At 43.0% G+C, this 20,500-nt stretch carries 21 protein-coding genes; 13 read left to right on the top strand and 8 right to left on the bottom strand.

Annotation, left to right across the window (positions count from 1 at the left end):
- Positions 1 to 46: 46 nt before the first annotated feature.
- Complete coding sequence (locus CAL7507_RS12475) at positions 47 to 865, bottom strand: acyl-CoA desaturase (RefSeq protein WP_015128829.1); 819 nt, start codon at positions 863 to 865, stop codon at positions 47 to 49.
- 85 nt (positions 866 to 950) lie between these two features.
- On the opposite strand from CAL7507_RS12475, the gene CAL7507_RS12480 reads away from it, so the two are divergent.
- Positions 951 to 2,186, top strand: coding sequence for a methionine gamma-lyase family protein (locus tag CAL7507_RS12480; protein ID WP_015128830.1), 1,236 nt, complete (start codon positions 951 to 953; stop codon positions 2,184 to 2,186).
- A 52-nt stretch (positions 2,187 to 2,238) separates the two neighbouring features.
- Entirely contained in the window at positions 2,239 to 2,496 is a 258-nt protein-coding gene (locus CAL7507_RS12485) for a GxxExxY protein (protein WP_083862896.1), read from the top strand.
- A 34-nt stretch (positions 2,497 to 2,530) separates the two neighbouring features.
- Here CAL7507_RS12485 and CAL7507_RS12490 read toward each other — a convergent pair whose 3' ends face one another.
- Positions 2,531 to 3,727 carry a Coenzyme F420 hydrogenase/dehydrogenase, beta subunit C-terminal domain gene (locus CAL7507_RS12490; RefSeq protein WP_042341311.1) on the bottom strand — a complete coding sequence of 399 codons (1,197 nt, stop codon included), beginning with the start codon at positions 3,725 to 3,727 and terminating at the stop codon, positions 2,531 to 2,533.
- Positions 3,728 to 4,421: 694 nt separating this feature from the next.
- Here CAL7507_RS12490 and CAL7507_RS12495 point away from each other — a divergent pair.
- Positions 4,422 to 4,673 (top strand): hypothetical protein, encoded by a 252-nt coding sequence (locus CAL7507_RS12495; protein ID WP_015128832.1) that lies wholly within the window; start codon positions 4,422 to 4,424, stop codon positions 4,671 to 4,673.
- Positions 4,674 to 5,082: 409 nt separating this feature from the next.
- Entirely contained in the window at positions 5,083 to 6,783 is a 1,701-nt protein-coding gene (locus CAL7507_RS12500) for an NAD-binding protein (protein ID WP_015128833.1), read from the top strand.
- Between the two features lie 7 nt (positions 6,784 to 6,790).
- On the opposite strand, the gene CAL7507_RS12505 is transcribed toward CAL7507_RS12500, so the two are convergent.
- Positions 6,791 to 7,669, bottom strand: a complete 879-nt coding sequence (locus CAL7507_RS12505) for an MBL fold metallo-hydrolase (RefSeq protein ID WP_015128834.1) — start codon at positions 7,667 to 7,669, stop codon at positions 6,791 to 6,793.
- 200 nt (positions 7,670 to 7,869) lie between these two features.
- On the opposite strand from CAL7507_RS12505, the gene CAL7507_RS33665 reads away from it, so the two are divergent.
- The 3 genes from CAL7507_RS33665 (at position 7,870) to CAL7507_RS12515 (ending at position 8,810) form a co-directional block, all read left to right on the top strand.
- On the top strand, positions 7,870 to 7,986 hold the full coding sequence (locus CAL7507_RS33665) for a 4-Cys prefix domain-containing protein (protein ID WP_369750910.1): 117 nt from the start codon (positions 7,870 to 7,872) through the stop codon (positions 7,984 to 7,986).
- Complete coding sequence (locus CAL7507_RS12510; protein WP_369750936.1) at positions 7,931 to 8,389, top strand: GUN4 domain-containing protein; 459 nt, start codon at positions 7,931 to 7,933, stop codon at positions 8,387 to 8,389. Before CAL7507_RS33665 ends, CAL7507_RS12510 begins: the two co-directional genes overlap by 56 nt.
- A 235-nt stretch (positions 8,390 to 8,624) precedes the next feature.
- A complete protein-coding gene (locus CAL7507_RS12515; RefSeq protein WP_015128836.1) occupies positions 8,625 to 8,810 on the top strand; it encodes a hypothetical protein in 186 nt (61 codons plus the stop codon).
- A 62-nt stretch (positions 8,811 to 8,872) separates the two neighbouring features.
- Here the strand turns inward: CAL7507_RS12515 and CAL7507_RS12520 are convergent, their stop codons facing one another.
- Positions 8,873 to 9,067, bottom strand: coding sequence for a type II toxin-antitoxin system HicB family antitoxin (locus tag CAL7507_RS12520; RefSeq protein ID WP_015128837.1), 195 nt, complete (start codon positions 9,065 to 9,067; stop codon positions 8,873 to 8,875).
- Positions 9,068 to 9,207: 140 nt separating this feature from the next.
- Between CAL7507_RS12520 and CAL7507_RS12525 the strand changes: the two genes are divergently transcribed.
- Both CAL7507_RS12525 and CAL7507_RS12530 read left to right on the top strand, forming a co-directional pair.
- Positions 9,208 to 9,411, top strand: coding sequence for a type II toxin-antitoxin system HicB family antitoxin (locus CAL7507_RS12525; protein ID WP_015128838.1), 204 nt, complete (start codon positions 9,208 to 9,210; stop codon positions 9,409 to 9,411).
- Positions 9,408 to 9,632 (top strand): type II toxin-antitoxin system HicA family toxin, encoded by a 225-nt coding sequence (locus CAL7507_RS12530; RefSeq protein WP_015128839.1) that lies wholly within the window; start codon positions 9,408 to 9,410, stop codon positions 9,630 to 9,632. Before CAL7507_RS12525 ends, CAL7507_RS12530 begins: the two co-directional genes overlap by 4 nt.
- A gap of 182 nt (positions 9,633 to 9,814) precedes the next feature.
- Here the strand turns inward: CAL7507_RS12530 and CAL7507_RS12535 are convergent, their stop codons facing one another.
- Together CAL7507_RS12535 and CAL7507_RS12545 are read right to left on the bottom strand one after the other, a co-directional pair.
- Complete coding sequence (locus tag CAL7507_RS12535) at positions 9,815 to 10,768, bottom strand: heme o synthase (protein ID WP_015128840.1); 954 nt, start codon at positions 10,766 to 10,768, stop codon at positions 9,815 to 9,817.
- A 228-nt stretch (positions 10,769 to 10,996) separates the two neighbouring features.
- A complete protein-coding gene (locus tag CAL7507_RS12545) occupies positions 10,997 to 11,980 on the bottom strand; it encodes a heme A synthase (protein ID WP_015128841.1) in 984 nt (327 codons plus the stop codon).
- 497 nt (positions 11,981 to 12,477) lie between these two features.
- Here CAL7507_RS12545 and CAL7507_RS12550 point away from each other — a divergent pair, with 497 nt between their 5' ends.
- The 4 genes from CAL7507_RS12550 to CAL7507_RS12565 all read left to right on the top strand — a co-directional run bounded on the left by CAL7507_RS12550 (position 12,478) and on the right by CAL7507_RS12565 (position 16,466).
- The gene (locus CAL7507_RS12550; protein ID WP_015128842.1) at positions 12,478 to 13,488 is read left to right on the top strand and encodes a cytochrome c oxidase subunit II; all 1,011 of its coding nucleotides are present in this window, start codon (positions 12,478 to 12,480) and stop codon (positions 13,486 to 13,488) included.
- Between the two features lie 101 nt (positions 13,489 to 13,589).
- Positions 13,590 to 15,326: a cytochrome c oxidase subunit I gene (ctaD, locus tag CAL7507_RS12555; RefSeq protein ID WP_015128843.1), complete on the top strand. Its 1,737-nt coding sequence runs from the start codon at positions 13,590 to 13,592 to the stop codon at positions 15,324 to 15,326.
- 92 nt (positions 15,327 to 15,418) lie between these two features.
- Positions 15,419 to 16,045 (top strand): heme-copper oxidase subunit III, encoded by a 627-nt coding sequence (locus tag CAL7507_RS12560; RefSeq protein WP_015128844.1) that lies wholly within the window; start codon positions 15,419 to 15,421, stop codon positions 16,043 to 16,045.
- A 166-nt stretch (positions 16,046 to 16,211) separates the two neighbouring features.
- Entirely contained in the window at positions 16,212 to 16,466 is a 255-nt protein-coding gene (locus CAL7507_RS12565; protein WP_015128845.1) for a hypothetical protein, read from the top strand.
- A gap of 227 nt (positions 16,467 to 16,693) precedes the next feature.
- Here the strand turns inward: CAL7507_RS12565 and CAL7507_RS12570 are convergent, their stop codons facing one another.
- Both CAL7507_RS12570 and CAL7507_RS12575 read right to left on the bottom strand, forming a co-directional pair.
- Positions 16,694 to 17,578, bottom strand: a complete 885-nt coding sequence (locus CAL7507_RS12570; RefSeq protein WP_015128847.1) for a ParA family protein — start codon at positions 17,576 to 17,578, stop codon at positions 16,694 to 16,696.
- A gap of 276 nt (positions 17,579 to 17,854) precedes the next feature.
- The gene (locus CAL7507_RS12575) at positions 17,855 to 20,494 is read right to left on the bottom strand and encodes a DNA translocase FtsK (protein WP_015128848.1); all 2,640 of its coding nucleotides are present in this window, start codon (positions 20,492 to 20,494) and stop codon (positions 17,855 to 17,857) included.
- Positions 20,495 to 20,500 lie beyond the last annotated feature (6 nt).

A 20,500-nucleotide genomic window follows, 5' to 3' on the forward strand; every position in this document is an offset into this window, starting at 1 on the left:
CGTCAAGAGGGTATTGACGATTGACTATTGACTATTGACAATTCAATTAGCTTTTCTTATCTGCTAGTTTTACATTTGTAGCTAGTCCCAGTGCTTGCAACAATTGGATTGTCATCCAGGTTAGATCAATTTCCCACCATTCCAAGCCGTGACGAGCCGAGTATTGAAAAGCATGGTGGTTATTGTGCCAGCCTTCACCGAACACTAAAACAGCTACCCACCAGCAGTTAGTGGAGCGATCGCCAGATTCATGAGTGCGATAACCAAACTTATGAGTAGCACTGTTGACTAACCAAGTGCAGTGGTAAACCCAGATAATGCGAACAAACACGCCCCAAACCACAAAAGACCAGCCGCCCAGGGCTAATAGCAATGCAGCCAGAGCGAACTGGATTAAAATGAAATATTTTTGTAAAAACTGATAAACTGGGTCATCCACAATGTCTTTAGTGAAACGAGGTATTTCAGGTTGAGTGGGAGAGTTGTAAATCAGCCAACCCATATGGCTCCACCAGAAACCCTGATTAGAATCATGGGGGTCTTTTTCAGTATCCGAGTGCAAATGATGCATTCGGTGTGTACCTACCCACTCAATCGGTCCTCCTTGACAGGCGAGAGTCCCGAAAAAAACTAGGACATACTCTAACCACTTGGGAGTTTGAAAACTACGGTGAGTGACAAGACGGTGATATCCCAGGGTAATACCTAAACCACCAGTCACCCAGTAAAGAAATAAAGCTACACCAACTGCATTCCAGCTAAAGTTACTAGGAACCAAAGCAAACAAAGCACCGAGGTGTAAAAAAATGAAAAACGGGGTATTAACCCAGTTAATTTGCGGTTTGGTTGAGTTAGCAATAGTCATGCAGGAACCTTAATAGGAATAGTTAGGCTTAATTTGCGTGATTCAAAAATCCGCATATCTTATGTTTTTTGTGAATGAGGAACCAATGAACAGCTTAGAACAGCTGCGGCAAGCAGAACAGGCACTGTTAGAGATTTTTTCTGGAATTGACACTCAGGTCAAGCAGAATCTACAAAAAGTGCTGAACGCCTTTCGTCATCATCGTGTAGGGGCGCACCACTTTGCAGGTGTAAGTGGCTACGGACACGACGATTTAGGACGAGAAACTTTAGATAAAGTTTTTGCCGAAGCGATGGATGCCGAAGCGGCAGCAGTAAGGGTACAGTTTGTTTCAGGAACTCACGCGATCGCTTGTGCCTTATTTGGTGTACTCCGTCCTGGAAATGAACTGTTAGCAGTGGCTGGCGCTCCCTACGATACACTTGAAGAAGTCATTGGTTTACGGGGTCATGGACAAGGTTCCCTAATTGAGTTTGGCATAAAATACCGCCAATTGGACTTAACCCCAGTAGGAACAATCGATTGGCAAGCCTTAAGCAATAGCGTCAATGAAAACACCCATTTAGTATTAATTCAACGTTCTTGCGGCTATTCCTGGCGACCGAGTTTATCCATTGCCGAAATCGAGAAAATTGTCCACATAGTCAAACAACAAAATCCCCAAACCGTTTGCTTCGTAGATAATTGCTATGGCGAATTCATCGAAACCAGAGAACCCACCGCAGTTGGCGCCGACTTAATGGCGGGGTCATTAATTAAAAATCCTGGTGGTACCATTGTCACCGCAGGCGGCTATGTTGCTGGTCGCGCCGACCTAGTAGAAGCCGCCGCCTGTCGCCTAACAGCACCCGGTATCGGTAGTTATGGCGGTGCTACCTTTGACCAAAATCGGCTTTTATTCCAAGGGTTATTTCTAGCACCGCAGATGGTAGGCGAGGCGATGAAAGGAACTCACCTGACTGGTTATGTATTTGACAAACTGGGTTATCCAGTCAATCCCGCACCTCTAGCACCGCGTCGAGATGTAATTCAAGCAATCAAACTGGGTTCCGCCGAAAAACTGATTGCTTTCTGTAAAGCTGTACAACAAAATTCTCCCATTGGTTCCTATTTAGACCCAATTCCCGATGCAATGCCAGGGTATGAGAGTCAAGTAGTCATGGCTGGGGGGACATTTATTGAGGGTAGTACCTTAGAATTTTCTGCAGATGGGCCTTTGCGTGAGCCGTATGTAGTGTATTGCCAAGGGGGGACACATTGGACTCATGTGGCGATCGCATTGGAGGCAGCGATCGCATCTGTGGGAATAAATAATACATGAGTTAAGATTGTCTCACGCAGAGTCGCAGAGGCGCAGAGAAAGATGATTGAGAATGAGATTTCGGGTAGTTCGGCAACAACCCATCCCCGTTGTTTATGAAGGTGTACATTTGGAAGTAGGTTTTCGAGCAGACTTGATAGTTGAAGACAAGGTAATTGTGGAACTCAAATCTGTAGAAACGGTGCATCCAGTACATAAAAAGCAACTTCTAACTCACCTTCGCCTTGCTGAAAAACGCCTTGGCCTACTCATTAACTTCGGAGCCTTCCTGATTAAAGACGGTATTTCCCGCGTTGCAAATGGCTTGTAACTCTTACCTCTGCGCCTCTGCGCCTCTGCGTGAACTACTCCTCCGGTAACTTATACTGCCCAACAATACGCTTGGCAAACTCCGGCACATGCGCCTCTAACTTCTCCCCATAATTCCGCTTCACATACAAATAATTTCGGGTAAAATGCGAATCAATGGAAAACCTCGCATACTCCAAGCCCTTAGGTCCAATTTTCTCAATCACTACACCCATAAGTTTCGCCGCCCACATTGGCAACGTCACACCTTTATCGTAGGCGGGTATGCTTTGTTGTACGGCTTCTTTGCGATTCCCTTGGGACATCACTGGCTGGGTGTCTATCTGGTCTTTGACTAAATCCAGCATTTCTTTTCCTGTATCATTTCTCACTACAATCCACTGCCAACCGAAGGGTGCGCCCATGTAGCCAACAACTAAATCGGCTAGGGAGTTGACGTAATCAAAGCAACTCATGCAGGAGGGGGCAAAAACATCTTTGAGTTTGTTGGTTTTTAAACCGAAGAAGGGTACAGTTTCTGTGGAACCGTCTTCGTGTTTGAAGTGTACCCGGAAGTCTTGCATGAATTCGTAGTGTACTACTGTATCAGGCGATCGGCTGGTGGTTTCTAAGAATTTTTGCAGTCCGGCGCGGGTGACGTTATCTACGCATGGTGTACCTAAAACATAGAGTTTTTCCAAGCCTAGTTGTTTTTCTACGGCTCTGAGTGCTTGAATTTGGCAACCAACGCCAATTACTAATAGCCGTTTCATCCCGGATTGTTCTATCTGTTCTAATACTGAGAGATTGGGGGATAGTGTTGGTTTATTTACCCGCGCTGCTAGTATTTCTTCGGGGGTACGGGCGATGACTGGCATGGGTTGGAAGCGGTCTTCTTTGGTATTTTGCACACAAACAACACCTTCAACTATGCCGCGATTCAGCATTTCAATGGCTATGCTGCTGACGATACCTGTCCATTGGGCGCCTTCGATGGGTTCTTGTTTCCGCGCCGCCATCATGTCTTGATGAACACCAAAGTAGAGTTCGTCAGGGTTGTCGAGGTTGCGGGGACGGGTGTGGGTTTGGGTTTCGAGTTCGCCGATTTGTTGGTTGATGAAGGCGCAGGCTGATTTGACGTAATGAATGTAGTATGTATCGCACAGTCCGCACTCGCTACAGAGTTCTTTGGCTGGGCGGCGGCTGGTGGGTTTTAAGGCTTTGGCTTTTTTGTGAGGAGAAAGGGAGGTCATGTTAAACGCCATTTGTTATCTCAAAACTTAAGATAGCGGAAGCCTGCACTTTACACAAAATTTAAAAGTAGAAAGTAATATTTCATTGATTGTTGCGAGTCTACGAAAATATGCTTAGTCTAAACTCAAATTTAGTATTATCTTTTACTTTTGGATTCAAGTACTACTCAGAAGGAGAGAAACATTTGACCAGCCAGAGAACCATTAACAACAGTCCCTATTTTGTCTTTGTAATCGCTTACTTCCCAAGTTTCAGCTACTATCCCAGAAGGCAAAATACGCTTTCCTAGACATTCTGGAATCAGTCGTTATCCAAAAGTGTATTTTTGGATATTAGTAGTTAAGTTCAGTGGATGCCAATCCATTAAAACACCGAATTAATCTACATCTAGTTTCTATGTAGCAATATGGGAATGCCTCTATCTACAAGTTAATAAAGATATTAGATTTAGAGAATTGATGGCAGTTCGAGAGGATGCCTAATAAACGCGATCGCCTAAACTAAGCTGTTGCTAGGACTAATTCTAGCCACTGATACCCGCCTCATTTACACAAATACATCTGATTTTTATATTTTTTTAATATAACCAAATGTGGCTTTGACTACGTTATTGATTTGAGTTAGTAAGATAAAATTACCGGAGATATGTGATTAAAGTACTGATTTTCATTTAGTAACGAAAAAGGATGACCAATGAACAAAGAAGTAGTCAAAGTAATCTTATGGGAAGAGAACGAAAAGGATTTTATAAAAAAGTTCTATGATCTACAATTCGTTCCCAGAATAGGAGAGGAAATTTACCTAAAAAAGGAAACATGGAAAGTAACTAGAGTTGAGCATGATTTAGAAGTTAGTGAGATTAATGTCCACATGGAATTAATCAAAAAAAGGAAGCAGGATAAATCATCTAATTTCATAAATAAAAGTGATAAGGACGGTATGTAGTTATGCTTAGGTTGGGCTACGCATAAGCCAAGGCTGTTGACTCCGTGCCTTTTTAGGAGTTAAAAATCATCCAAATAGGTGAAGGTAAAGAACATCCTACCCCCCAAGGTAGCGACTCCTACCAGGCGATCGCTGGTGTTTGGTAGAGTTTTATTAGCCGTTGCGGGCATTTTCCTTTTGAATGTTAAATTTTGAATTGTTTACCGTGTTTTCAGCTACAGTTCTTTCCCAGGAAAGTAGGTAACAATATATTGATCAATAACCAATAAGCGATTATCAGTTATCAGTTATCAGTTATCAGTTATCAGTTGGGATCTGTCGAAGTAAAGTGGTGGATTTGGTGTTTTTCCCCGACTGAAACCGTGATAACTGTTCACTGTTAATTGTTCACTGATTTCATTGCTATTTCATGAAACCCCGAATCATTGTTTGTGGCTTAGGACGTACCGGATATAAGATTTTTCGTCTCCTGAGACAACAGGGAGCATTCGTAGTTGGAGTTCATCACCAACCCATCCCTGGCGAAGCTTCCGGAGATGTGATTATTGGCGAGTTACATGCTGCTGCTACTCTCACAGCAGCAGGAATTCAGCAGGCACACACTTTAGTAATTGCTGGAGGTGATGACGCTGTCAACTTGTCAATTTTGATGCAAGCCCGGACACTGAATCCTTTGATTCGGATTATCAACCGCTTTTATAATACAAATTTAAGTGAGCGTCTGGATCAGACTTTGGCAGATCACTTGAGTATGAGTGTTGTCGGTTTAGCAGCACCAGTATTCACCTTTGCCGCGTTGGGAAGTCGAGCGATCGGACAAATCAAATTATTTCAACAAACCTGGCCAATTCAGGAAGAATATATTCACGACAATCATCCGTGGCTAGGTTGGAAGCTGAGTGATTTATGGGAAGATGCCTCACGGATGCTGATTTATTATCTACCAGTGAAAGGCGAGATAGATTTGGTATCTGCGGTGTTGACTGGACAAGAATTAAAAATAGGCGATCGCCTCATCATTGGTATCCAACCCCGCATCCGTCCTCAGCGCAAATCATGGCTCCGAAAACTTCTCAAAGTCTGCACCAGTTTACAGCAGTTTCAAAAACACGCTCAATCAGTGGTAGTAGTGGCAGCCGTTCTACTAGTCATCATTTTACTTGCCACACTTACTTATGTTTCGGGTAATATCAAAATCTCATTTGTCGATGCTTTATATTTTGCAGTTGGCATGATTACCGGCGCCGGCGGTAATGACAAAGTAGTAGAAAATGCTCCTAACAGTATTAAGTTATTCACTGTGGTGATGATGCTGGTTGGCGCAGCGGTGATTGGTATTTGGTACGCCATGCTCACCGATTTTATTCTGGGAAATCGCTTCAAGCAATTTTGGGACGCAGCCCGCATTCCCCAGCGAAGTCACTACATCGTCTGTGGGTTAAGTGGTATCGGCATCAGAATTGTGCAACAACTCCACGCCAGTGGACAAGAAGTAGTAGTCATTGAAACCGACGCCAACAATAGATTTGTCCACACCGCCAGGGGATTGGGCATTCCCGTCATTCAGGGCGATGCCAGTTTCCGCACAACACTTAAATTTAGTAACATAGACACTGCTGCAGCAGTACTTGCTGTCACCAGTAACGATGCAGTTAATCTAGAGATTGCCCTCAAAGCAAAAGTTTTGACACCAAGTATCCCAGTCATTGTGCATTATGCCGATCCTGATTTTGCCGGCATGGCGCAACAAGTATTTGATTTTGAAGCAGTATTAAGTCCCGCTGAACTAGCAGCCCCAGCCTTTGCTGCTGCTGCACTAGGAGGACGCATCCTTGGCAATGGTATCACCGCCGATAGTCTTTGGGTAGCCTTTGCCACCATGATCACCACGATACATCCCTTTTGCGGTCAACTAGTCAAAGATGTAGCTATGTCTGCTGACTTTGTACCCTTGTACGTAGAAACGAGCTGCCAAACCTTTCACGGCTGGAATTTGCTAGAAACTCAACTTAGTCCTGGGGATATTTTATATTTGACCATGCCAGCAAATCGCTTATATCAGTTGTGGCGTGAAGATCACGTCTCCGATGAAGCACATGCTTACACTTAAGCAATATTTAACTAGAAAAGCTTTCCATCAATTCAATACACTTGTGCATCTGCTGGCGTATAGTATCAACATCAGCATGAAACCTCCTTCCATGACCTGGTAGCACCCACTCAAAAGAGTAATTAGCCAACTTCTGCATTGATTTAATTTGTTCAGACCAAGAATACCAACAGAAATCATGGAAAGCAGCCAACTGATGGTAATATTCTGACCAAGCGAGATGGTCGCCAGTGAAGAGAAACTTATTTTTATAAAGTAAAACAGTGTGTCCTTTGCTATGACCGGGAACCGAAATAATTAGCAAACCAGGAGACAAAGCAAATTCTTCAACACCAGTTATCTGAATTTCCACATTGCGAGTATCTGCAGTAATATCATCAGCATGAAGGATGCGCTGACACTGAAAATGTTCAGCAAACTTTTGATGATCTGCCACATCATCCCTGTGAGTCAAATACATATACCGAATTCCACCCATAGCTTCTAGCCGCTTCACTAACGGCGGCGTAAACCGCGGAGAATCCACCAAAATATTCCCTGATGCTAATTGAATAAAATAGCTAGCAGCGCCATAAGACTTTTCTGAATGATAGCCACAATGATAAATATTTTCCTCTACTAACATCGGAAAACTTTCTTGAGCAGCTTTGATATCCTTTGGCTTTTCAACAGTGCCAATAGAACTAGTAGGACAAGCTAAAAGTGCTTGTAGTGCGGCTAATCTTTCCGTCTCATTCGTTGGTTGATGATACACTACCGACTGTTCACCATCTCGAGAAAACACTTGCGGACTCATCCAGCGACAAGTATCACAATCAATGCAGGTAGTATCCACATAAAAATCGCCATTAACATTTTCAGAGCGACGAAGATTTAAATGAGCCATCTTAAACCTCTTTGCACCTAACGATAAATCCCATATCACCACGCTAGCAAATCTGTGCAAAAAAAGGCTTTCTCTCAAACTATTCTCTCTGCGCCTCTGCGGCTCTGCGTGTTAGCGAAGCGGGGCGTAGCCCGATAAATTAATACTTTCATTCAGCAACGCCAAAAAAAGATCCAATCTTGAAACCCAGCCAGCCAAAAATGGGAAAACTTAACACAGACACATCTGCTGATAAATTCCCCAATATGCTTTACTGTGCCAATTCCAACTGCTCGCATCCCTTTAACCCGGATCATAATAAGTTTTGCATCAAGTGAGGCAGATACAGAAACTATGGCTATCATGCTCAAGATAACTCATCGAGAAAAACAAGGCTGGCTAGATGTACAAGATATTAAAAAAATTCCTATTGAAGACCTACAAACTATCAATCAACTTTGGGAAAAACACAGTGGTGGATACTTTGGATTTAGAGTTCAGATGCATATCTGGCTCAGTGTCGCAGGAACATCTCAAGCTGACTATGAGACATGGTGTCTTTTTGGGGATCGTGTTGGATGGTATCAAGATAACTTTTGGAAGGAATATCATAATCTAACCTTCTCTTCTAATACTCGATTAGGGCATCTTCCTTGTAGAGTTTTTATGACATATCAAGGGTTTGGTGATTGGATTTTAAGATTATCTTCTGTTGCAGAAAGATTTGTTAACAGTAAATAATTTAGCTGCGTAGGTTGAGTTGAGGAACGAAACCAAATTTTTTCGTGGTTTGTTGGGTTTCACTTCGTTCCACCCAACCTACAATTATTCTTAACTTTGCGTCTTTGCGCCTTTGCGTGAGACAAAAAAATATTTATGCAAGAAGTTTATTGTACTTACGGTTAAGAATACTTAAATTCTTAAAAGTGCAATCGCTTTTTGCCTTTACAATAATCTCAGGTAGCAAGAATTAACTATGACTGAAATTGTATTTCTTATTGAAGACGATCCAGATGGCGGTTATACAGCTAGAGCTTTAGGCGAGTCAATTTTTACTCAGGCTGATGATATAGAAACACTGCGGGAAATGGTTCGTGATGCAGTTCACTGTCATTTTCCTGATGAACAAAACCGCCCCAAAATCATTCAGATAGTGCTTTAAAACTCTGCGCCCCTCTGCGCTCAACTTCGCGTTCCTCTGCGTTTTACTCCTCTTCCCAATATTTAGACAACCTCACCATCAAGTATCGGTAGAGTATGACCCAAACGCAATCCTAAAATGATCCATCCTTCAAGAGTATCTTGTAACTCTTCCCGACAAGCTTCTAGTGTTGTAGCATTTGCCCACACACCTGGACAATCAGGAATTTCGCTATAGAAAGTTCCATCCTCAAGCAACTCATAAGTCGCTTTGTGCATTGCTGTATGTATTCTGTCAACATTTTTAATAAAATAGTACTGACAATTCAAAATACGTGAAATCCAGTTTTAGACTTTATATTAACTGAATATGATTACTAGATTCATTTTACAATAAATACATCCCAGAGGAATTAGATATGAAATGGCGTGTGATTCTTGAACCAGATCCAGAAACAGGTGATTGGGCTATATGGTGTCCAGAATTACCAGGCTGCACATCAGCCGGAGAAAGTGAAGAAGAAGCTTTGGAAAATATTAAAGAAGCTATTCAATTGTATCTACAGCCGGAATCGATTCAGTTAGCTCCTGGCGCGATCGCACGGGAAATTATTCTCTCATGAGCGAACGTATGCGGCGCATGACTGCTAGAGAGGTTGAAACTATCCTGAGCCAATATGGATTTCAACTAATTTCTCAAAGAGGTAGCCATCGTAAATGGAGAAATGAAGAGCTTGGACTACAAGTCATTGTCCCTGAACATCGAGGGCGCACTTTACCTATTGGTACGTTACGCAGCATCTTGCTGGGAGCAAAAATTCCTGAGTCTGAGTGGAGAAGTTGATACAGGCAAAATAGTGATCAAATATTAGAATGAAAATTGTATTTACTATTAAGAATACTTAAATTACTAAAAATGCGATCGCTGGTTTGCAAGCTCCTTACAAGCGTCAGTCTACAGATTATGGCGTAGCGTAATGCGATCGCGTCCTCAAAGCCAACGCGATCGCACTCCCTTCCATCACCCTAAATAATTAAATCCAGCCGTTCAATTGCGGCATTAATCAAATTATGGGTAATTGGCAGACTATCCACCACCATTCCTAGACACAACAGCATCATGTAGGAGATGGAATAGAGGAACAACTCTTTAGCCACAGTCCGATCCTCTGGATTTTGCAACAAGCGCCAGGATTTGCGGATAAAGACAGCACCTAAAAATAGAGCGATCGCCCCATAAACCATCCCACTCTCTTGTAAGGGAAAAACTAGTAACAGTGTCGCAGCGACTGTTACTAGGGTGTAATACCAAATTTGCTTGACTGTGGCTGTATCACCCACAACAACAGGTAACATTGGTATCCCCACTTTTGCGTAATCATCCCGAATCATCAGAGCTAAAGCCCAGAAATGTGGCGGTGTCCAGACAAAGACGATCGCAAAAATCAACCATGCAGCCCAGCTTAAACTACCCGTGACAGCAGCCCAACCCACTAATGCAGGAATCGCTCCAGCCGCGCCACCAATGACGATATTTTGGGTGCTGTGGCGTTTCAGCCAGTGGGTATAAACCAAGATGTAAAAAACGATACCGGAGAATGCCAACAGAGCGGCGAGGAGATTAGCGAATACCGCCAATAAAGTGAAGGAAAGTACAGCCAGAGCGATCGCAAAAATCAGCGCCTCACGTGGCTGTATCTTGCCAGCGGGGATGGGACGATGGCGCGTCCGCTCCATTTCATAATCGATATCCCGATCATAAATACAGTTAATTGTCTGGGCGCTAGCAGCGGCCAAAGTGCCACCAGTAAGAGTCACTAGCAACAACAATGGATCAACCTCTCCCTTAGCAGCAATCCACATACTCCCAGCCGTAGTAATCAAAAGCAAGGGAATAATCCGCGGCTTTGTGAGCTGGTAGTAGCTTTGAATTACCTGGAGAAACGTTTCGTGGTGGCGGGAGACATTAGTCTCAATCATGTTGGCTAATTTTCCTTCTTTTTCAACAAGTTATCTGCACCCCCTGCTCAGACTGAACCTAGGGGAGGATGAGGAAGATGAGGAGGATAGGGGAGTGAGGGGGATAAGGAAGATTTTGCTCCCAGATCTGCCATTATTCCCCTGCTTCCTCATCTCCCCTCTAGGGGCGCAAGTGGAGACAAGGGTTTGTATGGTTCCACCACTTCAGTAAAATAAAACTGAACTGAGTTATGGATTCGCTCCATTCGCTGGTGTGCTTGTAGCATTAACTGCGATCGCTACAGGGTAAGCGTTAATTTCACGGTTATCAGCCCAGTCACGCCATGCCAGTACCGTGAAAGCCACCAAAGTACCCAGTAAAGCTGCACCCACAGCTTGGTGAGAGACGGTGAGCGGCTCGACTTGCAGGTGTAATCGAAAAGTGGCAAATCCTAACAGGATTTGTAAAAGCAATAAAGAACCAGCCATCTTTGCTAGTCGCCGCAAAACGGGATGCAGTGCAGGTGTACGCCAGGAAATTAATACCACAGCTAAAGTTGCCAGCGTGGGCGGTACTAAGCCAAATATGTGGCTATACATCACCGTACACAGTTGGGATGTGCCCAAGCATTGGTGCAGTGCCCAGCGAGACCCTACTAAAGCACCTAGGAGGCTTTGTAAGTAGACCAAAATGGCAGCTATTAAACCCACCCAAGGCAAATTCCCCACATTGCCAGTGCCTTGATAGGGGGCGAGTGCCGTGCCGATAACTAGTAGGGTGGTGAAAAACAATAGCGCCGTTCCTAAGTGGGCGGTAACGATATCAAACCGCAACAGTTCAGTAACGGTGAGTCCCCCCAAGATGCCTTGGAAGACGATTAAAAACAGGGCGAATGTGGATGCCCAAGGTAGCCAATGAGGTAAAACCTGACGATGCCACCAGGATAGACCAAAGAGTGCGATCGCGCTGATACCAATCAAAGCTGCATCCAATCTGTGAAACCACTCTAAAAACACTTGCAGGTTCATCTGCTTGGCTGGGATTAATTCCCCATAGCACAAGGGCCAGTCAGGGCAAGCAAGCCCGGCATTCATTACGCGGGTAGCAGAACCAATCGCCATCAAAATTAAGGTAGCTATGCAGATCTTCCACACCAAGCGACGAATCAATTCTTTAGGCTTTTGCTGCAGTGCTGCTGCTTCATTTTGTTGTTGTACGACAAATTCGTTCATGAACGATACCTTCTGCCCGCTCTTGGTAAAGCTTTTAAAGTTATCAGTTTGTTAGTCACGACCCATATCCACCCTAGCGTATACGAATAAGATTAATAGATTAGCTTTCACTTATACTTTGAACCACGTTCACCACTTTTAGGCGGAAGCTTTAGGGATTTTTCCAGTTGTCAGGATTTGATAAATGGCAGTTAATTTAACTTCCTAAATTTTTCCTTAAATTTTTTTAGTAATTGTCATCTATTCTTGGTGACACTTGGCAATATAAAATTCCTATTTAATTTTTAAAGTAATTACGTAGGGTGGGCATTGCCCACCATATCCAGTTTTAGTGGGCATTGCCCACCCTACTTAACTATTGCCTATTCCCTAATCAATGATATGACCCAGAAAATTAATAAAAATTTCAGACCTTTATAGCCTATCTCTTATAGACTGGTCTACCTTAGTAAGTGGGCAGCTTTGACATAACGTAGTAAATTCAATTTAAGTAAGCCGTGAAAATTCCAAGTTCCATCTGGACATTACTCATTGGCATCGTGCTAACGCTGGCCAGCCTTTGGTACGGACAAAATCACGGTCTGTTGCCAACAGCCGCCTCAGATGAAGCCATCTTGGTGGATGGTCTGTTCAACACGATGATGATCGTCTCCACAGGTATATTTTTACTTGTCGAAGGTATTTTGATTTACGCTGCTTTTAGATATCGTCGGCGCGCCGGTGATAATGAAGACGGCCCGCCTGTTGAGGGAAACGTGCCTCTAGAAATCCTCTGGACAGCGATCCCAGCAATTATAGTTCTCGGTATTTCTGTCTATAGCTTTGATGTATACAACGAAATGGGTGGCTTCGATCCCCACGCTATCCATGAAGCCCCAATGACTATGGACATGTCGTCGATGCATATGTCAGGGACAGCTCTTGCAGCCACTTTAAGCGATACACCTCCCACTCTTGCATCTGACAACGATCATGCTCAAATGCAGCCGGAGCATCTCACCACTATTGCTCAAAATGCTGAAGAGTCAAGCAAACCAGCAGATTTAGTGGTTAACGTTGCTGGTTTACAATACGCCTGGATTTTTACCTATCCTGATAGTGGAATCACCACAGGTGAACTACACTTACCCATCGGGCGTCAGGTACAAATTAGTATGACTGCTAACGATGTCATTCACGCTTTTTGGGTGCCAGAGTTTCGCCTGAAACAAGATGCTATCCCTGGTAGAACAAGCGAGTTTCGCTTCACACCCAGAAAACCAGGCGATTATGTCCTCATTTGTGCTGAACTTTGTGGCCCTTACCACGGCGCGATGAGAACCCAAGTGGTTGTGGAGTCAGAGGAAGCCTATAACAATTGGGTGCAGGAACAGCTAGTGGCTAGCCGTGAAAACCTCAATCAAGCTGTTGCTCTTAACCCTGCAGATTTATCCCCCCACGAATTTCTCGCTCCTTACACCAAGGACATGGGAATTCAGCCAGAAATGTTACATCAAATGCATAAGTAGTCAAGAGTCCAAAGTCCAAAGTCAAGAGTCCAAAGTCTAAATTTTGACCCTTGACCCTTGACAATTGACCCTTGACAATTGACCCTTGACCCTTGACTTCTATGACACAAGCTCAGTTGCAAGAAACCGCTAATTTTCCCGTTCTGCTTCCAGAACCAGGAGAAAGGCATTGGCGAGACTTCTTTGGCTTTAGTACCGATCACAAGGTGATTGGGATTCAATACCTCGTCACTTCGTTTATTTTCTACTGCATCGGCGGTGTGATGGCTGACTTGGTGCGGACAGAACTACGCACCCCAGAGGTAGATTTTGTGACTCCAGAAATCTACAACAGCTTGTTTACACTGCACGCCACAATCATGATTTTCTTGTGGATTGTGCCTGCTGGTGCTGGATTTGCTAACTATCTAATTCCCCTGATGATTGGGGCTAAGGATATGGCATTTCCACGGCTGAATGCTGTAGCTTTTTGGATGATTCCTCCCGCGGGTTTGTTGCTGATTTCCAGTTTAGTACTGGGCGATGCACCTGATGCCGGTTGGACTTCTTACCCTCCCCTCAGCTTGGTGACAGGCCAAGTGGGCGAGGAAATTTGGATTATGAGTCTCCTGCTTTTGGGTACATCATCGATTTTGGGGGCGATTAATTTCCTCGTCACCATTTTCAAGATGCGTACCCCAGGAATGGGATTCTATCAAATGCCTTTGTTTTGTTGGGCGATGTTGGCAACTTCGGCGCTGGTGCTGGTATCAACACCAGTACTTGCAAGTGCGCTGATTCTGTTGTCTTTTGACTTAATCGCTGGCACAACATTTTTTAACCCCACTGGTGGCGGTGATCCTGTGGTGTACCAGCATATGTTCTGGTTCTACTCCCACCCAGCGGTTTACATTATGATTTTGCCCTTTTTCGGGGGCATTTCCGAGATATTGCCTATACATTCTCGTAAGCCAATTTTCGGATATAAAGCGATCGCCTTCTCTAGTTTGGCAATCAGTTTTCTGGGGCTAATCGTCTGGGCGCACCACATGTTTACCAGTGGTATCCCTGGTTGGTTGCGGATGTTCTTCATGATCACCACGATGATCATCGCCGTCCCCACCGGGATTAAAATTTTCGGCTGGTTGGCAACTATTTGGGGTGGCAAAATCCGCCTCAATAGTCCCATGTTATTTGCGATGGGTTTTTTGGGCACCTTCGTAATTGGTGGGATCAGTGGTGTGATGTTGGCGGCGGTGCCGTTTGATATTCACGTCCACGATACCTATTTTGTGGTGGCTCACCTACACTACGTCCTTTTTGGCGGTAGTGTTCTAGGAATTTTTGCCGCCATCTACCACTGGTTCCCCAAGATGACGGGACGGATGTTTAATGAATTTTGGGGTAAGGTTCACTTTGTGTTAACCATCGTCGGTTTAAATATGACCTTCTTACCCATGCATAAACTGGGTTTAATGGGCATGAACCGCCGAATTGCACAATATGACCCCAAATTTACATCCCTGAATGAAATCTGCACCTATGGTTCATATATCCTGGCAGTTTCCACACTTCCCTTCATTGTCAATGCAATTTGGAGTTGGTTTTACGGGCCAAAAGCAGGTAATAATCCTTGGAATGGACTTACCTTAGAGTGGATGACCACTTCCCCACCAGCGATTGAAAATTTCGCCAAACAGCCAGTATTGGCAACCGGCCCCTACGACTACGGCTTGGAGCAGGCTAAAGAAGGTGTACCCTTATATGACCCTAATCCAGTCTTGTCTGGTGGACCAAATTCGGTGTTAAGAGCAGAACCAGATCCAGCGGTTGCGGCTAATTCCGAAGACCGCAAATAAAGTCTGAAGTGTGAAGTATAAAAAATAATACTTCATACTTCATACTTCATACTTCATACTTCATACTTCATACTTTATCCTTAAAAAGATTCATGCAAAGTCAAATTATTGACCCAGCTAAAACAGAACTGAATCATCACCATGCGGCGGAAGTCGCCGATGCTCATCATGAAGCCCATCCAGACCATCGCCTGTTTGGTTTGTTTGTCTTCCTCATTGCGGAAGGGATGATTTTCCTCGGACTCTTTGGAGCCTATCTGGCTTTACGTTCTACATTACCTGTATGGCCACCAGCAGGTACGCCAGAGTTAGAATTATTGCTACCTGGAGTTAACACCGTCAACTTGATTGCTAGCAGCTTTGTTATGCACAATGCTGATACTGCTATCAAGAAAAACGATGCACGTGGTGCCCAAATCTGGCTGGCTATTACTGCAGCAATGGGTGCGATTTTCTTGGTAGGTCAAGTGTATGAGTATACACATCTGGAATTTGGTCTGACTACCAATGTATTTGCCAGTGCGTTTTATGTATTGACTGGCTTCCACGGTTTGCACGTAACTATCGGCGTTTTAGCGATTGTAGCCGTGTTGTGGCGATCGCGCACCAAAGGCCACTACAGTAGTGAAAAGCACTTTGGTATCGAAGCTGCCGAAATCTACTGGCACTTCGTAGACGTGATTTGGATTATACTTTTCGGTTTGTTGTATTTACTTTAAATTACAGCGATTTTCAGCTAAATGAACCACATGTTTATATCTCACGCATACCGCAACCGGAACCCGCAGGGTAGGCGCAAAGGAAGAAAGAAGATATGAGCGGGTGGTCTAATTACATGAAAACTGCTGTAAGTAAATAACTGGAAAAGCCCCTTTTGGGGTTTTTTTGTGGAACACTCTAATAGTTACATTCGACGGTCAATATTTGCGTCCAGAATTACCTCTAAATTTGGAACCAAACAAGCGTTGTATCATCAAAATTGAATCAGCTATTGAATCAGTGCCTGATGGTAATGCTGGGGATGTACTAGAAGCGTTCACTGGAACACTGGAAGCACCAAATGATTGGTCTAGTCAACATAACTACTATCTATATGGTACGCCAAAAGATGACAGTACAAATCTAGAATGGATAATGTGATCAATTTGGAAATATCGCCTTGATTGGCTTGTGAATCCACTAATTGCACAAGTGATAAACCCTTTAGCATCTGCTCTTTTAAGGCGATCGCACATAACATAACTTTAGCTGCATTAGAGCAGGCGATCGCAACTCTATTTTCGTAAAACAAAGGCAGAAACTCTATTAGGAATAGTCAAGGGTCAAGGGTTTGGTCATTCCCCATTCCCCTTTCTGTATTCTCTATGCTACAACTTCTGCAACAACTCTTGAGTTAACTGAAAGAAAGCTTTAGAACCAGCCGATTGGGGACTAGCTAACACAACTGGCATAAAACTATCAACAGCCTTAGCCACATTCACATCAACTGGTATTTGATTCTTACAAATTTTCTCCACACCAAAATCTTCTACAACCCGATGCATCACCTGTTTATAATATCTTCCAGTTAACAGATTAGAACTGGACATACTAAAAACAATACCCAGCATTTTTATATCAATTTTAGCTTCATGTTCGTGACTATCTTTTAATTGAGCAATCCGTCTTTCCAACAGTTGAATACCCACCACAGATAAAGGTTCTGGCTTCGCTGGCAGAATGTAGAAATCACTAGCAGCCAAAGCGCTACGAGTCATCAGATTATAACCAGGAGCGCAATCTAAGAGAATAAAATCATACTCTTGACGTACTGGCTTTAAAATATTGTTAATCAAGACTCTTTCAAAGCGATTCCAAACATTTTCAAAATCCTGTTCACCCAAAGCTACTGCTTGTTGGTGCAGCATTTCCGAAACGACAAATTCATCATATAAGTCGATATCTCCAGGTAATAAATCTAATCCAGGAAGATTACAAACTTGGGATTGCACAATATCCTGAATCGTAATATTGGCATTTTCATCTGGATTAACAACTTGGTCTATCAAATACCTAAATGTCTTTCTTTGTTTGCGACGTTTAGCAAACTCTAAAGGCGACATCAGACTGAGTGTGGCACTAATTTGACTATCTAAATCCAGCACCAGCACCCGCTTACCGTGATTTTTCGCTAAACAAGTAGCCAAATTAACGGTGATGGTGGTTTTACCAACACCACCTTTCATATTTGCAGTCGCAATTACATATCCCATTAGTTAATTCCTTGGTTGACGCCTTTCCATCTAGGTAGCTTATACATCTCTCGATCAATTAGAATTTCCGCTAAATTTAATCTTGTCGGGGACTCATAAAAGTAATTTCAGTGACTTTTCTTTGTTTGAAGCAGTCAGAATTATAGCAGTCAAAGAGACATTGCTGGAGAGTAAGGGTAGGTAAAATCTAATACAGCGCTTGTAGTAAACGCTAGATCGCTCAATCACGCACTAAAATGTTCACTATCTAGCTCTTAGAGTTAACTTGGCAAACTACTAAATTGAAGGTAAATAAATATTTTTAGCAAATAAGCTTTGTAATCGGTGTAATTTAGCACCCAGTTGGTAGAGTAGATCGCCTTGACCTAACAAATAAGCTGCATCTGTTTGTTTTCCGCCTAAAACGATCGCAGAGTCAGCTTCACTAGCAGTTCTCAAAGCAACCCGTCCTGGCAGATTTGAACGGATAATCGGGGTGACGATACCAGCTTCTGGACGTTGTGTAGCAATAATCAGATGAATTCCGGCGGCTCTTGCCATTGCACCCAAACGTTTTATACTAAGTTCTAGTGCCTTACGAATTTCCTTCTCTGCCATAAAGTCGGCATATTCATCAAAAATGCAGACAATGCGGGGTAAAGGTTGGTGTGAACGATGATTGTAAGTGCTTAAATCTGCACACCCAGCTTTCTCAAACTGCTGGTAACGAGACTCCATTTCTGCAACCAATTCATCCATCAGTTCAATGGCGCGATCGCTATCTTTAACAACTGGCGCATACAGCCAAGGCATTTTCTCAAACTCTGGAAACGTAACGCGCTTGGGATCAACTAGGGCAATTTTCAAATTTTGCGGGGAATGGCGATTGAGGAGGCTGAGGAGGAGCGATCGCAGAAACTCACTTTTACCGCTACCAGTTGTCCCACCAACTAAAAAGTGACAGGTATTCGGATCAGACAAATCAGCCTCCATCAACTGTCCTTCGATGCTCACTCCAATCGCAATTTTTACAGGTGCTGTTGGAGGTAAGAATTGCGGCTGAATATATTCCTCAAAGCTAGCAATTTGCCGATCTGGACGGGGTAAATCAACACTGACATAGCCAGCCTGTGGAGCAATCAAAGGCGGATTTCCTAAGCCTAACTGCACTTGTAAATCTGCTGACAATTTCAAAATAGCATTAACTTTCACACCAAGATGGGGTTTAAGTTTCACCCGGATAAAAGCTGGCCCAACAGCAGCGCCATAGTAGTCTACACCAATACCAAAAGACTGCAAGGTAGTTACCAATTCTTCACCAATAGCATCAGCATTTACAGATTGCTTTTGATTTCTTGTGGACTGGGTATTGTGTCTGTCATTATTCCCAGAATCATTTTGACTAGTTTGAAAATCTCCCTGCTCATTTTCTGGGATTGAACTAGATATCTGATCTATGAACGGTGCAGAAAAAAAAGTCTGACACTTTTGTTGTTGGGGACAAATTTCGCACAAATAAGACTGAGTTGTCGCTGGTGGCTGGTTGGGATGTGGAGATTCCCAAGCCAGCCATTCTTGCATCTGTAATAATTTGTAGGGAATTAACTGATGGACTGTATTTTCTAACTGTTCCCAAGAATATTGATACTCTTTGAATTCTGGCAAAACACAATAAACTGCTGAATCAACAGCTACTTTTTTCTTTTGATGCAGCATATAACTATAAAGAGAAACCTGAGCCAATTGCGCTGAAGGATCTACAGGCTGATAGGTTTTAAACTCAATTACACACAAACGCTTGAGTTCAAAATTATAGACTAAGCAATCAAATTCTCCACCTACTCGTTGCTGTGTCCCATTAGGGAGATTAAAATAATGTTCAATGCTACGTTCTTGAGATATAAAAGTGTTACTAATAACTGTTTCTGCACTACAATAGCGCCTATTGATTACTAGCAATTCTGTAAAGCGTTTAATTAGTCCTTGCAATCCCTGCCAAACCAGTAGAAGCGCGGGTGCTTTGCTGACATCTTTTTTAGTTACTTCTTGTAAGTAAGGAGAAAATTCTATTTGATAAAATATTCGCTGTATTTTTGCTGCAACTTCTTCTACTTTTAGCTGTGTTGCGGCTGGCTTGAATAAATCTTTAACTTGTGGTTCAATAAGCGCTAGCTTAACTAAATTATCTGCTAATTTATGAAATGGATTACCAATGCCATTAACAGTATTTTTGGGTAAAAAAATTGCTTTATCGCCAAATTGATGATTGAGATAAAACAAACGCGGACACTCAAAAGCAACTCTAACTTTAGTAACAGTTAAAGAGGAACTTTCAGATTTATTTGTTGACTGCTTTGAGCCATTATCCACCATAGCAAAAATATTATTTATAATTTCAGGCTGAGATATTTCTAGTAAGCGACGATGCACAGCAGCGAGATAAACTGTATCCATCGCCGCATATTGTATCTGCTTACCGCTGAGAGGACGCTGTCCCCAATCGCTTCTCTGTTCTTCTGTATCTACATTAGAAAAATGACAGAGTTCCGCAGCTAAAGTTTTGAGTTTTAAATTGGAAACTTGCAGACGTTGACGGGTAATTTTCCGAGCTAGTTGTAAAGTGCAGGTAACATTCTTAGCTAGCTGTCCTCCTAAATACTTTACGTCAAAACTAGCATTATGAAAAACCTTTACAATATTGGGATTAGTCATGATTTGGTTAATAAAATATGCTGCCAAATCACGTTTCTCTAAAACATCTAGAATATAAACAGATGCACCTCTTGAATCTATCGGAGAAATCAACACCTGAATCAGCGATAATTTGGGATAATAAGTATTCCAATTAGCAATTTCCGTATCAAGCCATAGGGTTTGAGCCGCTGCTAACTTGGATATTAACTCTCTAATTTCCACTGCATCTGTCAAGTATTGCATTGGCTA

It is taken from the genome of Calothrix sp. PCC 7507, from assembly GCF_000316575.1.
Classification (GTDB): domain Bacteria; phylum Cyanobacteriota; class Cyanobacteriia; order Cyanobacteriales; family Nostocaceae; genus Fortiea.

Coding starts and splice junctions, on each gene's coding strand:
- CAL7507_RS12475 (WP_015128829.1), bottom strand. CDS start 865: ATGACTATTGCTAACTCAACCAAACCGCAAATTAACTGGGTTAATACC.
- CAL7507_RS12500 (WP_015128833.1), top strand. CDS start 5,083: ATGAAACCCCGAATCATTGTTTGTGGCTTAGGACGTACCGGATATAAG.
- CAL7507_RS12480 (WP_015128830.1), top strand. CDS start 951: ATGAACAGCTTAGAACAGCTGCGGCAAGCAGAACAGGCACTGTTAGAG.
- CAL7507_RS12490 (WP_042341311.1), bottom strand. CDS start 3,727: ATGACCTCCCTTTCTCCTCACAAAAAAGCCAAAGCCTTAAAACCCACC.
- CAL7507_RS12520 (WP_015128837.1), bottom strand. CDS start 9,067: ATGCACAAAGCGACTTATGAGTTGCTTGAGGATGGAACTTTCTATAGC.
- CAL7507_RS12530 (WP_015128839.1), top strand. CDS start 9,408: ATGAGCGAACGTATGCGGCGCATGACTGCTAGAGAGGTTGAAACTATC.
- CAL7507_RS12525 (WP_015128838.1), top strand. CDS start 9,208: ATGAAATGGCGTGTGATTCTTGAACCAGATCCAGAAACAGGTGATTGG.
- CAL7507_RS12535 (WP_015128840.1), bottom strand. CDS start 10,768: ATGATTGAGACTAATGTCTCCCGCCACCACGAAACGTTTCTCCAGGTA.
- CAL7507_RS12560 (WP_015128844.1), top strand. CDS start 15,419: ATGCAAAGTCAAATTATTGACCCAGCTAAAACAGAACTGAATCATCAC.
- CAL7507_RS12545 (WP_015128841.1), bottom strand. CDS start 11,980: ATGAACGAATTTGTCGTACAACAACAAAATGAAGCAGCAGCACTGCAG.
- CAL7507_RS12570 (WP_015128847.1), bottom strand. CDS start 17,578: ATGGGATATGTAATTGCGACTGCAAATATGAAAGGTGGTGTTGGTAAA.
- CAL7507_RS12495 (WP_015128832.1), top strand. CDS start 4,422: ATGAACAAAGAAGTAGTCAAAGTAATCTTATGGGAAGAGAACGAAAAG.
- CAL7507_RS12505 (WP_015128834.1), bottom strand. CDS start 7,669: ATGGCTCATTTAAATCTTCGTCGCTCTGAAAATGTTAATGGCGATTTT.
- CAL7507_RS33665 (WP_369750910.1), top strand. CDS start 7,870: ATGGGAAAACTTAACACAGACACATCTGCTGATAAATTCCCCAATATG.
- CAL7507_RS12485 (WP_083862896.1), top strand. CDS start 2,239: ATGAGATTTCGGGTAGTTCGGCAACAACCCATCCCCGTTGTTTATGAA.
- CAL7507_RS12575 (WP_015128848.1), bottom strand. CDS start 20,494: ATGCAATACTTGACAGATGCAGTGGAAATTAGAGAGTTAATATCCAAG.
- ctaD (WP_015128843.1), top strand. CDS start 13,590: ATGACACAAGCTCAGTTGCAAGAAACCGCTAATTTTCCCGTTCTGCTT.
- CAL7507_RS12515 (WP_015128836.1), top strand. CDS start 8,625: ATGACTGAAATTGTATTTCTTATTGAAGACGATCCAGATGGCGGTTAT.